The organism is Vibrio alginolyticus NBRC 15630 = ATCC 17749, from assembly GCF_000354175.2.
GTDB classification, from domain to species: domain Bacteria; phylum Pseudomonadota; class Gammaproteobacteria; order Enterobacterales; family Vibrionaceae; genus Vibrio; species Vibrio alginolyticus.
In genome coordinates this window covers 1,695,019-1,711,485 of sequence record NC_022349.1, presented here as the reverse complement: position 1 = coordinate 1,711,485, position 16,467 = coordinate 1,695,019, and the positions used below count along the sequence as shown (strand labels likewise).

The following is a 16,467-nucleotide window of genomic DNA, read 5'->3' as shown; positions in this document are numbered from 1 at the left end:
GTACAATGTTGCCACCATTACACCATAAGGTATTTCCTTTGTCACAATTGCCGATTGAAGCCGTGATGCCTGAGTTGCTGACGGCGGTCAAAAATCAACATCAAGTGATCTTAAAAGCGGCGCCTGGTGCCGGTAAGTCGACTTACTTCCCTTTGCAGTTACTCTTAAATCATTCGGTTGCTGGAAAAATCATCATGCTTGAGCCAAGACGACTCGCGGCGCGTAACATTGCCCGTTATCTTGCTGAGCAATTGGGAGAACAAGTTGGTCAACGCGTGGGTTATCGAGTTCGTGGCGAGGCAAAGGTAAGTTCTGCAACGCAGCTGGAGATCGTGACCGAAGGGATCATGACCAGGATGATCCAAACTGACCCTGAACTGGATGGGGTTGATCTACTGATCTTTGATGAGTTTCATGAACGCAGCATTCATGCCGATACCGCTTTGGCATTCAGTTTAGAAGTTCAAGAGGCATTGCGAGACGATCTCAAGCTGGTGGTAATGTCGGCAACGCTTGACCAACAAGCATTACAATCGTTGTTGCCGGAAGCTAGTTACATTGAATCTGAAGGGCGCAGCTTTGATGTGGCAATGCGCTACCAGCCGTTAGGTGTGAACGAGCATTTACCTACGAGTATGGCAAAAACAATAGAAAGTCTTATGAACAAAGAGTCTGGATCTTTGTTAGCTTTCCTACCGGGTGTTGGTGCCATAAAACAAGTTGAAGAGCGGTTGTCTCATTTAGCGGATGATATCGACGTATGCCCACTTTATGGTCAACTGAGCTTTGCAGATCAACAAAAAGCGATTACGCCAGCAGAACAAGGTAAGCGTAAAGTCGTTCTAGCGACCAACATTGCAGAAACTTCACTAACGATTGAAGGCATTCGCCTCGTCGTTGATTCTGGGTTAGAGCGTATTGCCCGCTTTGATTTGAAAAACGGTTTAACACGCTTAGAGCAAACACGCATTGCACAGTCTTCAGCGATTCAGCGTGCAGGACGAGCGGGACGAATAGAAGAGGGCATTTGTGTTCGTCTTTATTCTGAAAACCAGTTCAAGCAGCAACCGCTGGTTCCCCAACCCGAAATTTTGCATTCCGATTTAGCTAGTTTAGTTATGGAGCTTGCCTTTTGGGGAGCGAGTGATATCCACGATCTAAAGTGGCTTGATGTTCCCGCTAATGCGTCATTGGAACAAGCGAAGCAGCTATTGGTGTCATTGGGACTACTGACGGAAAAAGGGCAATTAACGTCCGAAGGAAAACAGGCGCATGAACTAGGCGTTGAGCCTCGTGCGGCTGCGATGCTAATTAAAGCGCAATCTTACAGTGATAAGATGTTAAATGCTGCTTTGGCGGCGGTCGCACTGATTGAAGAGCCAGAGAGAAATGTTACCAATATCGCTTATAGCTTGCATCGTTGGCTTGTTGGTACTCATCCAAAAAAGTCGATGTTGTTCAAGCGTGCTCAATCTCTGGCGTACAAATTGGATACGGTATTTGACCTGAAAGGCGTGGATGAAGATGCATTACCGCTGGTGTTAAGTTTGGCATTTCCAGATCGCATTGCACAGCAGCGCACAAATCAATTTGGGCGATTTACTTTGGCTAATGGTCATGGTGCAGAATGTCGTCAGGAAGACATGCTAGGTGGCTGTGAGTATTTGGTTGCCGTTGACTTAATGCGTTCTCATTCTAATTCAAGTCAAATTCATTCGGCATGTGAATTGGATGTCAATATATTGCGAACGACCTTTGATACGCTATTTTCGTCTGAAGAAGTAGTGGACTGGGATGAAAAAAGAGGCCGTCTAATAGCTGAGCGACAAACAAAACTCGGTCTGCTGGTCGTTGAACGCGAGCCGTTGCCAAGCCCGGGCAAAGAAAAAATGACACAAGCTTTACTCACGTATGTCCGCCGCCAGGGCTTACAGAGTCTAAACTGGACACCGGCAGCGGAGAGCTTGTTAGCTCGGGTTCGTTGTGCGGTGGAATGGTTACCTGAGCAGTCATGGCCAATGTTTGATGAAGTCAGTTTGCTGGATTCATTAGAGGAGTGGTTAGAACCATACATGACGTCTGTCAGTTCGGTTAAAGACCTGAGCAAGATAAACTTGGTCGAAGCGCTTAATGCTCGATTAGGTTGGCCACTCAATCAACAACTGGATGAATGGTTACCTGAGCATTACCAACTGCCCACAGGTTCAAAGAAGCGTATCCGTTACCAATATGGCCATGAGCCGATATTATCGGTGCGTATGCAAGAAGTATTTGGGGAGAGTGGTTCCCCAACGGTGGCTCTTGGCCGCAAGCGTTTGGTGCTTGAACTGCTTTCACCGGCACAACGTCCATTGCAAGTAACGTCGGACTTGGCGGCTTTCTGGAACGGAAGCTACAAAGACGTTCAAAAAGAGATGAAAGGGCGCTACCCAAAACACGTTTGGCCAGATGATCCTGCCAATCATGTAGCAACAACGAAAACAAAAAGACAATTGAATAATGACTGACAGCAAGAAGCCTAGCGCGAAAAAAGCGCCAGCGAAGAAAAGTACAACCAATAAAGGAGCCGCAAAACAGACTCGACGTACGCCGAGTAAAAAGCCGACTAACGAGAAACGTTCGTGGTTGAAAGTTCTGTGGTCGTTTAGCTGGAAAGCTGGCGTTGCACTTGCCGCTGTTTTGCTGTTTGTTGGGATTTACTTAGATAGTGTGGTGAAAGAACGCTTTGAAGGCCAGCTGTTTGAGCTGCCAACGGTGGTTTATGCCCGTATCTTGAATCTAAGCCCTGGTGAGAATATCACCATCCAAGAACTGCGCAACGAGCTAGATGTGTTGAATTACCGTAAAGTGAGTCAACCTCGTTACCCAGGCGAATATTCCTCTTCTTCCACTCGGATTGAATTGATTCGTCGTCCATTCGAGTTTGCCGATGGTCCCGAGCCAGATCGTCACATTATGCTGCATTTCTCTGATTCCGGTTTGCAACGTATTCAGTCTTTAGAATCTCGAGGAGACCTTGGTTACTTGCGCCTAGAACCGAAGATGTTGGGCATGCTGGAGAAAGACCGTGATGAACAGCGCCTTTTCTTACGTCGTGATCAGTTCCCTGAAATTTTGGTGGATGCACTGCTTGCGACCGAAGACCGGGATTTTTATCAACATGACGGGGTGTCACCGCTCGCGATTGCACGTGCATTGGTTGCGAACATTAAGGCGGGTCGTACTGTTCAAGGTGGTAGTACGCTGACTCAGCAATTGGCAAAAAACCTGTTTTTGACTCGTGATAAAACACTGTGGCGTAAAGTTCGAGAAGCGTATATCGCGCTAATTTTGGATTACCGTTACAGCAAAGATCGTATCTTAGAAGCCTACCTAAACGAAGTGTACCTAGGTCAAAGTGGAGGTGAAGCGATCCACGGGTTTGGCTTGGCGTCGCGTTACTATTTTGGGCAGCCAATTCAGGAGTTGCGAATCGATCAACTGGCGATGTTAGTTGGGATGGTAAAAGGACCGTCTTACTACAACCCAATTCGTTACCCTGAGAGAACGAAAGAGCGTCGTGATCTCGTTCTGCGCCTGTTAATGCAGCAAAACATGTTGACTTCAGAGCAGTATGAACAAGCTGTAAGTCGTCCACTCGATACGCAAAGCAAGCCACGTATTGCGAGCCGTCAGCCAGCTTATTTCCAACAATTGAGCATTGAATTAAAAGAAAAAGTTGGGGAGCGATTTAAAGCAGAGACCGGACTGCGCGTATTTACGTCTCTGGACCCAGTATCGCAAAGCAAAATGGAACAAGCTATCGCGAAAAAGATCCCAGAACTAGCTAAACGGGGTGGTAAAGAGTTAGAAGCCGCTGCTGTGGCCGTTGATCGCCATAGTGGTGAAATCCGTGCGATGGTTGGTGGTAAACGTGTCGGTTATGAAGGCTTTAACCGAGCGCTCAATGCCAGTCGTCCAATTGGTTCTTTAGTGAAACCAGCGATTTACTTAACGGCTCTAGAACAACCGGATAAATACAACCTAGGCACGACGCTACACGACACGCCGTTAAGTCTGAAGAGCAGTAAAGGTAACGTGTGGACGCCGCGCAACTACGATAGAAAATATCGTGGTGATGTGCCACTTTACATTGCTTTAGCGAAATCACTTAACGTACCAACCGTGCGCTTAGGTATGGCACTTGGCATTCCTGAAGTCTCCAATACTTTAGAGCGTTTGGGCGTGAACAAAGACGAAATTCGCCCAGTGCCTTCGATGTTTTTGGGTTCGTTTTCTTTGACGCCATTCGAAGTCGCACAGATGTATCAGACTCTGACGAATTCAGGTAAGCGTGCAAAACTGACCGCTCTGCGCTCAGTCATGGATATGGAAGGTAATGTGCTGTATCAATCCTTGCCTCGTTCATCAAGAGCCGTGGATGAACAAGCTGCATGGCTAACGACCTACGCGATGAAACAAGGGGTTGCTCAAGGCACTGGCCGCTTCTTACAAAGCCAGTTTGGTTGGGCTGCATTGGCAGGAAAAACGGGTACCAGTAATGACAACCGCGATAGTTGGTTTGTCGGTGTTGATGGTCGGGAGGTGACGACAATTTGGCTAGGCCGCGACGATAATAAACCCGTGAATCTAACGGGGTCGAGTGGTGCATTACGAGTGTACGCAGAGTACTTGAAGCAGCGTATTCCTGAGCGCTTAGAGCTCCCATGGCCAAGAGAAATCACCACATTAGGGTTCAAGCCTACATCTGATGGAGGTTTAGAAATGAACTGCCGTAGTGATTACAAACTGCCGGTTTGGGATAAAACCGGTCAGATAAAGCAACAGTGTGAGAAGAAATCAAACTGGTTAAATAGCATATTTGATTGGTAGCATCGCCAAATCAACAACATTAGCTTGTTTATCTGATTAATTCTTAGTACATATTAGGGCGTGTTAGTACAGTACTGCTAGCACGCCCTACTTGATCAGATATTCAATAAAGGAAGAAGTGAATGTTCAAAAAGCTGTTATCAAGCCCATCGGTTCGCAACTTTGCGCTTTGGGTTAGTACCTTTTTGATGATCACTCCTTCTGTTTCCCTCGCAAACTCTCTAACAAAAACGGATGACTTGGAACCTCGACCAAAGGTGGCGGTTGTGCTCGCTGGCGGCGGAGCGAAAGGGGCGGCACACATTGGGGTTTTAAAAGCATTGGAAGAAATGCAGATCCCTGTCGATATTGTGACCGGTACCAGTATGGGCGCCTATGTGGGTGGGCTCTATGCCACGGGGATGAGTGCTGATGAAATTGAGAGTTTTATCTACACCGTCGATTGGGGCAGCGGTTATCGAGATCGTGTTGACCGTAGCCAACGTCGAGTTCGTGACAAAGAGTATGAAGACCGCTATCAAATTAATACCGATCTCGGCTTAAGGTTCGGTGAGGTACGAGCACCAACGGGTGTGGTGCAAGGCCAGAACATGTTGCGAGTATTGCGTGAGACTACAGGGAACTTAGGGCGATTCGATTCTTTTGATGATCTTGCCATTCCTTATCGTTCTGTTGCGACAGATATTCTTGCCTTAGAAGAAGTCGTATTGGGCAATGGTTACCTTGTGGACGCCATGATGGCTAGCATGTCTGTACCAGGAGCGCTTCCTCCCTATAAGCTCAATGGCCATATGCTTGTTGATGGCGGCGTCGTCAATAACATGCCTGTCGATGTGGCTCGCGCCATGGGGGCTGATGTCGTTATTGCCGTCGATATTAGCACCGATTACAAAACCGAAGATGAATTTACGGGGCTGTTTACTGTCGCGGACCAACTCTCTAACTATCTCGTTCGTCGTAGTACACAACAGCAAGTGGACGAGCTTGAACCTCAAGATATCTATATTCGTCCCAATGTGGGCACCATGGAAACTGTCGAGTTCGACAAAATGCCTTGGGCTTTTCAAGCTGGGTACGATATTACCAAGCAGTTAAAAGACAAGCTGAAAGGGTTGCGCTTGTCCAATGCGGACTATCAAAAATACATCGATCGCAAACAAGAAGTTCGTAAAACTTTGATTTATGGTGATCAGCGTGTGGTTGATGACATAGTGATTGTTAATAACACGCACTACAGCGATGTGTTGTTGACGAATCGTATTGAATTAGAAACCGGACGTCGTATTTCAACGGCCGAAATTGAGAAAGCCGTTGAAAACCTCTACGCGTTAGATAGGTTCGAGCTCATCACTTATCACTTTGAAGAGGTGGATGGTGAGACATTGTTGGTTTTTGATGTTAACGAGAAGTCGTGGGGGCCTAATTATCTCAACTTCCGATTTTTTCTTGAAGATGACTTCGATACAGATAGCCAGTACGGCATAGGAATATCGACCAACTTTACCAATTTAAACTCTCATGGCGCGGAGTTGGCGTTCAACGTAGAAATGGGCACGGATAAGCTGATTGAAGCTGAGTTGTATTCCCCTGTTTTATCTAGCCAAGAACTTTTTGTATCGGGGCGAATTTCCTATGGTAGTGAGAGCCGAAACTTACCTTTAACAGAGCCTCAAGCACCAGATTTAGAGTCAGTAAATGACTTTTTTCCGGTCACTTACGATGATTTTACAACAGAGTTAGCGATAGGTATCCAACCCACATTGTGGCAAGAACTTCGATTTGGCGCTCGCTACTCAACCGGAGATATTGAGCTTTCTACTTTGGCTTCTGCTGGTAAATTGGATTTTGAACGTCGTGGCCTGTTTGCCAATTATCGCCTAGATACACTTGATGATTTCGCATTTCCGACTCGTGGGCTTTTAGTCGATCTCGAATATTTAGTGTCTCATGATCAAAGTCCTCAAGGCGTTAGCCTTTTAGAAACTGACAAAATTATTGAAGATACCGTTTATGAAATCTCTGCACGATTTAAAGGTGCAGTGAGTCATCAGCGTCATACTTTAGTCGGACATGCTGAATATAGTTTTGTAGAGAGTAAAAACTCATCTTTACCGCTTGATCCCAGAGAGTTGGGCGGCTTCTTAAGCCTATCGGGAATCCCAAGAAATAGCCTGATCGGACAGAACTTATTTTTCAGCAGTTTGGTGTACCGATATAAGTGGTTTGATAATGATTTCGGATTGTTTGAAGCTCCAGTCTACCTGGGCGCATCGGTCGAATATGGCGGTGTTTGGTCTGATAATGATCTGAAACTAAACGAAGCGCCGCTTTACAATGCTGGCTCCATCTTCTTTGGTGTTGACTCACCAATAGGACCAATAATGTTGGCATACGGTCGTACCGAGCAAGATTTGGATGCTGTGTATTTGATCGTAGGAACATCGTTTAATTAATCGGGTATGAGAAAGCAAAAACTTGGCATATTTGGTCAAAATTAGCAGAACTTTAGTCGTAAGTTGCTATGTTGGTCAAAATGATAAGATTTTAATTTAAGGTTAAATTTGCTATTATTTTGCCCACAGTTTGGCCTCTACGGCGCTGTTTCTCAATCATAATTGAATGAAAACAAGGGCAATGGAGAGCCAAGTTTCCAAGGATGTTCACTCCTTTACTTTAACAATAGTAATAATAGAGGAGGAACCGCAATGAGAGGAAAAAGTCGTGCTTGAAGCCTACCGTAAACACGTCGAAGAGCGTGCTGCTGAAGGAGTTGTTCCTAAACCGCTAGACGCAGAACAAGTTGCTGGACTTGTAGAACTTCTGAAAAATCCCCCGCAAGGTGAAGAAGAAGTCATTCTTGACCTACTTGAAAACCGTATCCCTCCAGGTGTTGATGAAGCTGCTTATGTAAAAGCGGGTTTCCTAACAGCAGTAGCAAAAGGTGAAGTTAAATCACCATTAGTGAGTCGTGAAAAAGCGGCTGAACTGCTAGGCACTATGCAAGGTGGTTACAACATCGAACCGCTAGTTGAGCTATTGGATGATGAAGCACTGGCAGAGATCGCAGTAAAAGCGCTGTCTCATACGCTGCTGATGTTTGATGCTTTCTATGACGTAGAAGAGAAAGCGAAAGCAGGCAATGCGCATGCACAGAAAGTACTTCAATCATGGGCTGATGCTGAGTGGTTCCTTTCTAAGCCTAAGCTTGAAGAAAAAGTCACTCTAACCGTATTTAAAGTAACAGGTGAAACGAACACGGATGACCTTTCACCTGCACCTGACGCTTGGTCTCGCCCTGATATCCCAGTACACGCACTGGCGATGCTTAAAAACGAGCGTGAAGGAATAAACCCTGATCAACCGGGTACTATTGGCCCGATCAAGCAAATTGAAGAATTAAAAGACAAAGGTCATCAATTGGTTTACGTTGGTGATGTTGTTGGTACTGGCTCTTCACGTAAATCTGCAACCAACTCAGTGCTTTGGTTTATGGGTGATGATATCCCTTACGTTCCAAACAAACGAGCTGGTGGGTATGTGCTTGGTGGCAAAATTGCCCCTATCTTCTTTAACACAATGGAAGATGCTGGCGCACTACCAATCGAAGTTGACGTAACTAAGCTCAACATGGGCGATGTTATCGATGTTTACCCATATGAAGGTAAAGTTTGCAACCACGAAACTGGTGAGGTTCTAGCTGAGTTCTCGCTAAAAACAGAAGTACTGATTGATGAAGTTCGTGCTGGTGGTCGTATCCCATTGATCATCGGTCGTGGTTTGACAGACAAAGCGCGCCAGTCTCTAGGTCTTGAGCCTTCGGACGTATTCCGCAAACCTGGTGAAATCGCAGATTCTGGCAAGGGTTACACGCTTGCACAGAAAATGGTTGGTAAAGCGTGTGGCGTAGAAGGCATTCGCCCTGGTACCTACTGTGAGCCGAAAATGACGACAGTAGGTTCGCAAGATACTACAGGCCCTATGACTCGTGATGAACTTAAAGACTTGGCGTGTCTCGGCTTCTCTGCTGATCTTGTCATGCAGTCTTTCTGTCACACATCGGCTTATCCAAAACCAGTAGACGTTAACACTCACCATACACTTCCGGACTTTATTATGAACCGCGGTGGTGTATCTCTTCGTCCTGGTGACGGTATTATCCACTCATGGCTGAACCGTATGCTACTACCGGATACTGTCGGTACGGGTGGTGACTCACATACTCGTTTCCCTCTGGGTATTTCATTCCCAGCTGGCTCGGGCTTGGTTGCCTTTGCAGCTGCAACAGGCGTTATGCCGCTAGACATGCCAGAGTCAATCTTGGTTCGTTTTAAAGGTGAAATGCAACCGGGTATTACACTGCGTGATCTTGTTCATGCCATCCCTTACTACGCGATTCAGCAAGGTCTACTAACGGTAGAAAAAGCGGGCAAGATCAACGAATTTTCTGGCCGTATCCTTGAGATTGAAGGCTTAGAAACGCTAACGGTTGAGCAAGCATTTGAGCTTTCTGATGCATCTGCAGAGCGTTCGGCGGCAGGTTGTACTGTGAAATTGTCTCAAGAGTCGATCGAAGAGTACTTAAACTCTAACATCGTGATGCTGAAGTGGATGATCTCTGAAGGTTACGGTGATCGCCGTACTATCGAGCGCCGCATTACTGCAATGCAAGAGTGGCTAGCAAACCCTGAGCTGATGCAAGCAGATAAAGACGCTGAATACGCACATGTGATTGAAATCGATATGGCTGAAATCAATGAGCCAGTACTATGTGCACCGAATGACCCAGATGACGCTCGTTTGTTGTCTGAAGTACAAGGCACAGCGATTGATGAAGTGTTCATCGGTTCTTGTATGACGAACATCGGTCACTTCCGCGCAGCAGGTAAATTGCTTGATAAGTTCAATGGCCAGTTAGCAACGCGCCTTTGGGTAGCGCCACCAACAAAGATGGATAAAGACCAACTGATTGAAGAAGGCTACTACGGTATCTTCGGACGTGCAGGGGTTCGTATTGAAACGCCAGGGTGTTCACTTTGTATGGGTAACCAAGCGCGTGTTGCAGATAAATCAACAGTAATGTCGACTTCAACGCGTAACTTCCCGAACCGTCTGGGTACTGGTGCGAATGTTTACCTGTCGTCAGCTGAGCTAGCTGCAGTAGGTGCAATTCTAGGTAAGATTCCAACCAAAGAAGAATACCTAGAATACGCGAAGCAAATCGACGCTACGGCAACGGATACGTACCGCTACTTGAACTTCCATAAAATGGATCAATACACCAAGAAAGCGGACGAAGTGATCTTCCAAGAGCCGGCATAATCAGAAATGCACAATTCAAAAGCACCTCACATGAGGTGCTTTTTTTATGGGAGCAATTCGCTATACTCGCACCAAATTGATACGAAATAGGCAATCTCGGTGGAATTTGAATTCATTCGTAACACGTTGATGGGCGAGTACTACGTAAAATGTAGCATGGGACATGAGATTGTAGGGCGCTGGTTGCAAGAAGAAATTGGCAAAGATCCGATGAAGATTGCACAAGTTGAAAAGCTAATTGAGCAGTCATTTTTAGCGCCTTCTCAGGAGCATAACCTAACAGGCACGGAAATTAGCTTGATGATTCAGGGCGATGAAGTTCTTGTACAAGAAAACGCATTAGCCCATGAATATGATGTCGAGATGGAAAGTGAGTTCGACTTCTACAATGCAGAAAGTACAGCAAGTTGTGGGATAGAGGATTTCATGGCACTTATCGAACAGTGGAAAGACTTTTTGAACATTTAATGCACAGTTTTGGGTAACTTCTCTGCCGTTGCTTTAAATTTGTGAAAAGGGCGCACCGATATGGTGCGCCCTTTTTGTTTATAGATATGTAAATTGAGGTTAGTTTTTATTATTCAATAACTTAAAAACTTGGCACGTAGATTGGATTATAAGAAGTGTTTCAGGATGAAAGCTTCGGAGATAACTCAATGAAAATAATCAATGCCATTATTAAGCCGTTTAAATTAGACGATGTACGAGAAGCATTGGCTGATGTCGGTATCGAAGGGATGACAGTATCAGAAGTTAAAGGGTTCGGTCGTCAAAAAGGTCACACGGAATTGTACCGCGGTGCAGAGTATCAAGTCGATTTTCTACCAAAGGTGAAAATTGAAATCGCGACTCACGCAGACAATGTAGATCGCGTTGTTGAAGCAATTACAAAAGCTGCGCAAACCGGAAAAATCGGCGACGGTAAAATTTTTGTTTACGATCTGAACCAAGCGGTGCGTATCCGAACTGGCGAAATGGACGCAGAAGCACTTTAAGAATTCAAAGGATTGGAGATACTTATTATGGAATTAACAACAACAGTAACCGAGTTACGTTACGCACTTGACACCTTTTTCTTCCTCATTTCCGGTGCGTTGGTAATGTGGATGGCAGCAGGCTTTGCGATGCTAGAGGCTGGCCTTGTGCGCTCTAAAAACACAACAGAAATTCTTACGAAGAACATCTGTTTGTACGCCATCGCATGTACGATGTTTCTGATTGTCGGTTATAACATCATGTATGTCGATAATGGAGAAGGAGGCTGGTTACCTTCATTTGGTACTTTAATTGGTACTCAAGGTGAAGGGGCCGACCACTCTTTAGAGTCTGACTTCTTCTTCCAAGTTGTCTTCGTTGCAACTGCCATGTCCGTCGTTTCTGGTGCGGTAGCTGAGCGCATGAAGCTTTGGTCTTTCTTGATTTTCTCTGCGATTTTAACTGCGTTTATCTATCCAATGGAAGGTTACTGGACATGGGGTGGAGGCTTCCTAGCAGAAGCTGGATTTAGTGACTTTGCGGGTTCTGGTATCGTACATATGGCAGGTGCTTCTGCTGCTCTTGCTGGTGTGTTACTGCTTGGCGCGCGTAAGGGTAAGTACGGTAAAAATGGTGAAATCTATCCGATTCCAGGTTCTAACATGCCTTTGGCAACGTTGGGTACTTTTATCCTTTGGTTTGGCTGGTTTGGATTTAACGGTGGTTCTCAGTTGATGGTTTCAGATTTTGAGAATGCTACAGCGGTAGGTCAGATCTTTCTAAACACTAACGCAGCAGCGGCTGCCGGTGCAATTGCGGCGCTATTCGTTTGTAAAACTACTTGGGGTAAAGCCGATTTAACGATGATTCTCAATGGCGCGCTAGCTGGCTTGGTTGCCATCACTGCAGACCCTCTATCGCCATCACCACTGTACGCGGTTGCGATTGGTGCGGTGTCGGGTGCACTAGTTGTATTCAGTATCATTGCTCTAGATAAACTTAAAATTGACGATCCAGTAGGTGCTATCTCAGTTCACGGTGTGTGTGGTTTCTTCGGCCTAATGGTAGTGCCACTGAGCAACGGTGATGCAACGTTTGGTGCACAGCTTTTAGGTGCCGTAGTTATCTTTGCTTGGGTATTTGGTGCCAGCCTAGTTGTGTGGGCAATCTTGAAAGCAACCGTTGGGATTCGCGTTACAGAAGATGAAGAAATGGAAGGTATGGACATGCATGATTGTGGTGTTGGTGCTTACCCAGAGTTTGTTACAGTGAAATAATCATTAGCTTGTAATAAATGGTTACACACTTAACACAATAAAACCTGCTCCGATGAGCAGGTTTTTTAATATTCGTCATTGTCTTCTTATTGAACATACATATAATAACGCAACTGATAAACGTTATCATTAGCATGGTAAAGGATTAAACAATGAAAAAACTGCTAACTCTTTCAGCACTAACTTGCGCTACTCTAGCTCCAACAGCAATGGCTGCTGAAGAAGTGAACGTCTACTCTTACCGTCAACCTTTCCTAGTTGAACCTATGTTCAATGAGTTCACTAAAGAAACTGGTATCAAAGTAAACGTAAAATTTGCTAAAAAAGGCTTAGCAGAAAAGCTAGCTCAAGAAGGTGAGTACAGCCCTGCTGACGTTATTCTTACGACAGACATCAGCCGTCTAGCTGAACTGACAAACAAAGGTTTAGTTCAGAAAGTCGATAGCAAAATCATTGAAGAAAACGTACCTGCTCAATACCAAGATAAAGAGAATGAGTGGTTTGCTCTAACTCTACGTTCTCGTAGCGTTTATTCATCACGTGATCGCGTAGGTAAACTAGGCGCAGATTTCAACTACGCAGACTTAGCTAAGCCAGAGTTCAAAGGTAAAATTTGTACTCGTAGCGGTAAGCACCCGTACAACGTTTCTCTAGTTTCAGCAATGATTGCTCACAATGGCGAAGCAGAAACCAAAGAGTGGTTGGAAGGTGTGAAAGCAAACCTTGCTCGCAAACCACAAGGCAACGATCGTGCACAAGTTAAAGCGATCAAAGAAGGCCTATGTGATGTTTCTCTAGGTAACAGCTACTACCTAGGTAAAATGGTTAACGACAAAGAGCAAAAAGCTTGGGCTGATGCAGTTTACATCAACTTCCCTAATCAAGAGACTACAGGCACTCACGTGAATATCTCTGGTATGGCGATGGCGAAGTACTCTCCAAACAAAGACAATGCTGTGAAGCTAATGGAATTCCTAACGGGTGACAAAGCGCAGCAAATGTACGCAGAAGTTAACTATGAGTACCCAGTTAAAGAAGGCGTGAAGCGTTCTGAGCTTGTGGAATCTTGGGGTGACTTTAAAGCAGACAAGCTTTCTCTAGACGATATTGCAGCCAACCACGAAGCGGCAATTAAGCTATTAGACGAAGTGAAATTTGACCTTTAATTCCTTGTGGGGGTATAACAGTACCCCCATTTGATTAAAGGATATGAGATGTATTTGCAACAGCATTTGTATTTCATACAGCCTTGCAGTAATTAGGCGATGAAAGATAAACAATCTTTATGGAAAACCAGTAGTGGGGTAATAACTCTGCTACTGGTTTTGCCGATCTTAGCGATCTTCTACACCGCGATTGGTGAAACGGATGATTTGTTTGCTCATTTAATGGCAACGGTCATGCCGACTTATATTTTTAACACGGTTGCGCTAACTGTTGGCGTAATGGTGCTGTCCTTAATTCTTGGTATTCCAAGCGCTTGGATAATGGCCATGTGTAAACTGCCGACCGAAAAATGGTTGCAGTGGGCATTGGTACTACCTCTTGCAATGCCAGGTTATATCATTGGTTATATTTTTACTGATTGGTTTGATTTTGCAGGTCCAATTCAAATCTTTTTGCGTGATGTAACCGGATGGGGACCTGGCGAGTATTGGTTCCCTGACATTCGTACGTTGCCTGGTGCGACCTTTGTGTTGGCTTTGGTGTTGTATCCTTACGTGTATTTATTGTGCCGGGCTGCGTTTATGGAGCAAAATGTCTCTTTATTGCAAAGCGCGCGTTTGCTCAAGTGCTCTCCATGGGAAAGCTTTTGGCGCATCTCGATGCCGTTAGTAAGACCCTCTATCGCAGTGGGTTTATCATTGGTCGCAATGGAGACCATTGGCGACTTTGGTACGGTAAGTTACTTCGCGGTGAGTACGTTAACCACAGCGGTCTACGATACTTGGTTGGGGTACTCTAATCTTAATGCGGCAGCCAAGATTTCTGCCATGATGCTCGTCATTGTAGTACTGCTTCTTAGTGCAGAACGATACAGCCGCCGTAAACAAAAGCTTTTTCAAAGCCAATTTAACAGTCACGAAGATTTTCGTTACGAGTTGACGGGCTGGAAAAAGTGGACCGCACTAGTTTGGTGCTGGGGCTTGGTTTCGGTCGCGTTTATTTTGCCGCTACTACAGCTGATTGATTATGCGATCACTTATTTTGCGCAGAGTTGGACCTCAGAGTTTCGTGAATACGCATGGAATAGCTTAGTTGTGTCTGTTATTGCTGCGATTATTGGTGTCGCTGTCGCACTGATCGTTAACTTTACCCATCGAGTCAATGGTAAACGAGAAAGCTTGGCATTTATGCGTCTTTCTTCTATGGGTTATGCAGTACCAGGAACGGTACTAGCCATCGGTGTGATGGTCGCTGTGCTGTTTATGGATCATCGTGTCAACGACGTTGCTAAAGCCATGGAGTGGGGAAGACCGGGACTTATTTTTTCTGGTTCCATGTTCGCACTAGTATTTGCCATGGTTGTGCGCTTTTCCGCGGTAGCGATTGGTAGTATCGAGAGTAATTTAAATAAAATTTCTCCGTCGTTAGATATGGCATCGCGCACTATGGGTTGTAAGCCCAATGTCATGCTGTGGCGCGTGCACTTTCCGCTGGTTAAGCGCGGTGCACTGATTGCGGCTTTATTAGTGTTTATCGAGTCAATGAAAGAGCTCAATGCGGCTTTGTTACTTCGTCCGTTTAACTTTGAAACACTAGCCACATACGTTTATAACTTCGCCTCGGATGAGCATTTAGAATTGGCCGCTTTGCCAGCGGTCCTGTTGGTTCTTGTTGGGTTGATCCCGCTTGTTGTTGTTAACCGTTCACTGGAGCAAAATCACTGATGAGCTGTGCATTATCAATTAAAAACCTAACGTGCCAATATGATGATCAAACTGTACTCGAATCATTGTCTCTTGAGGTAGAACAAGGGCAGATTGTCTGTTTGCTAGGAGCTAGTGGCTGTGGGAAAACAACACTATTAAAGGCCGTTGCGGGATTATTGCCGTTAACGTCAGGCGAAATGAGTCTAAATTGCGTCACAATTGATGATGGGGAAAACTGGTTGCCGCCAGAACAGCGTAACATAGGGATGATTTTCCAAGATTACGCACTTTTTCCTCACTTGACGGTGGCGCAAAACATTGCCTTTGGCTTAAAGCAGAGCTCGACAAAAGAGAAAAATGCCAAAGTTCAAGAAATGTTAGAACTCGTGCACCTTCAAGGTTATGGCGATCGTTATCCTCATCAATTGTCTGGTGGACAGCAGCAACGTGTTGCGATTGCTCGCTCATTAGCTTACAGCCCAGACTTACTGTTACTGGATGAACCGTTTTCTAATATTGATACGCAAGTTCGCCATGAGTTGATAAGTGAGATCCGTAAGATTTTTAAGGCCCAAGGTGTGACTGCCATTTTTGTTACGCATAGCCGTGAAGAGGCTTTTGCTTTCGCCGATAAAATGGCAGTGATGAACAATGGAGTCATCGAGCAATATGGCACAGCATCTGAGCTTTACTACCAACCTTCAAGTAAATTTGTCGCTGATTTCTTAGGTGGTGGCAGTTACCTTGCTGCTAAACGAGTTTCGAATTCAGAATATGAAACCCACTTGGGCGTGGTTGAAGCCACGGCTCAACAAGATATTCCAGTACAGGCGGAGTGCTCTTTACTGCTAAGACCGCAGCATGTGCAAATTCAATCCGATGAAGATAGTTCGGTAACCGTATTGGAACAGCATTTTATGGGTGATCACTGCCGTTATGTGATTAACGCGAATGGTGATCGTTTGTTAGCTACAGCTTCGCAAGCATTAAATATAGGTGAGTCCGTCGCGGTGAAAATTGAAACGCAAGGCGTCCTGGCATTTGCTTAACGCTCCTGAGTATCTTTGCTATCTCGTTTACGACTTTCCAACATACAATAAAAAAGCCCGGCAGTGGAGCCGGGCAAGTGCTCTTCTCCTGTTGATGAGCGC

10 protein-coding genes are annotated in these 16,467 nt (G+C 45.4%); all 10 read left to right on the top strand.

Annotated features, from left to right (window positions below):
* The first annotated feature begins 38 nt into the window (after positions 1-38).
* The 10 genes from hrpB (at position 39) to N646_RS07635 (ending at position 16,365) form a co-directional block, all read left to right on the top strand.
* On the top strand, positions 39-2,507 hold the full coding sequence (gene hrpB / locus N646_RS07680; protein WP_017820401.1) for an ATP-dependent helicase HrpB: 2,469 nt from the start codon (positions 39-41) through the stop codon (positions 2,505-2,507).
* Entirely contained in the window at positions 2,500-4,872 is a 2,373-nt protein-coding gene (gene mrcB, locus N646_RS07675; protein ID WP_017820402.1) for a penicillin-binding protein 1B, read from the top strand. The genes hrpB and mrcB overlap by 8 nt, the downstream gene beginning before the upstream one ends.
* Positions 4,873-4,994: 122 nt before the next feature.
* The gene (locus N646_RS07670) at positions 4,995-7,325 is read left to right on the top strand and encodes a patatin-like phospholipase family protein (protein ID WP_005380018.1); all 2,331 of its coding nucleotides are present in this window, start codon (positions 4,995-4,997) and stop codon (positions 7,323-7,325) included.
* A gap of 268 nt (positions 7,326-7,593) precedes the next feature.
* Positions 7,594-10,191, top strand: coding sequence for a bifunctional aconitate hydratase 2/2-methylisocitrate dehydratase (acnB, locus tag N646_RS07665; RefSeq protein WP_005380009.1), 2,598 nt, complete (start codon positions 7,594-7,596; stop codon positions 10,189-10,191).
* A gap of 99 nt (positions 10,192-10,290) precedes the next feature.
* Positions 10,291-10,659 carry a YacL family protein gene (locus N646_RS07660; RefSeq protein ID WP_017820403.1) on the top strand — a complete coding sequence of 123 codons (369 nt, stop codon included), beginning with the start codon at positions 10,291-10,293 and terminating at the stop codon, positions 10,657-10,659.
* A gap of 188 nt (positions 10,660-10,847) precedes the next feature.
* On the top strand, positions 10,848-11,186 hold the full coding sequence (locus N646_RS07655) for a P-II family nitrogen regulator (protein WP_005386570.1): 339 nt from the start codon (positions 10,848-10,850) through the stop codon (positions 11,184-11,186).
* Between the two features lie 27 nt (positions 11,187-11,213).
* Positions 11,214-12,443 (top strand): ammonium transporter, encoded by a 1,230-nt coding sequence (locus N646_RS07650; protein WP_005386568.1) that lies wholly within the window; start codon positions 11,214-11,216, stop codon positions 12,441-12,443.
* A 152-nt stretch (positions 12,444-12,595) separates the two neighbouring features.
* Positions 12,596-13,609, top strand: coding sequence for a Fe(3+) ABC transporter substrate-binding protein (locus N646_RS07645; protein WP_005386566.1), 1,014 nt, complete (start codon positions 12,596-12,598; stop codon positions 13,607-13,609).
* 99 nt (positions 13,610-13,708) lie between these two features.
* On the top strand, positions 13,709-15,334 hold the full coding sequence (locus N646_RS07640) for an ABC transporter permease (RefSeq protein WP_017820404.1): 1,626 nt from the start codon (positions 13,709-13,711) through the stop codon (positions 15,332-15,334).
* Positions 15,334-16,365: an ABC transporter ATP-binding protein gene (locus N646_RS07635; RefSeq protein ID WP_017820405.1), complete on the top strand. Its 1,032-nt coding sequence runs from the start codon at positions 15,334-15,336 to the stop codon at positions 16,363-16,365. Before N646_RS07640 ends, N646_RS07635 begins: the two co-directional genes overlap by 1 nt.
* Positions 16,366-16,467 lie beyond the last annotated feature (102 nt).

What these genes read in the sequence shown, in the direction of transcription:
- mrcB (WP_017820402.1), top strand. Translation starts at nt 2,500, where the DNA reads ATGACTGACAGCAAGAAGCCTAGCGCGAAAAAAGCGCCAGCGAAGAAA.
- N646_RS07670 (WP_005380018.1), top strand. Translation starts at nt 4,995, where the DNA reads ATGTTCAAAAAGCTGTTATCAAGCCCATCGGTTCGCAACTTTGCGCTT.
- N646_RS07655 (WP_005386570.1), top strand. Translation starts at nt 10,848, where the DNA reads ATGAAAATAATCAATGCCATTATTAAGCCGTTTAAATTAGACGATGTA.
- N646_RS07650 (WP_005386568.1), top strand. Translation starts at nt 11,214, where the DNA reads ATGGAATTAACAACAACAGTAACCGAGTTACGTTACGCACTTGACACC.
- N646_RS07645 (WP_005386566.1), top strand. Translation starts at nt 12,596, where the DNA reads ATGAAAAAACTGCTAACTCTTTCAGCACTAACTTGCGCTACTCTAGCT.
- N646_RS07640 (WP_017820404.1), top strand. Translation starts at nt 13,709, where the DNA reads ATGAAAGATAAACAATCTTTATGGAAAACCAGTAGTGGGGTAATAACT.
- N646_RS07635 (WP_017820405.1), top strand. Translation starts at nt 15,334, where the DNA reads ATGAGCTGTGCATTATCAATTAAAAACCTAACGTGCCAATATGATGAT.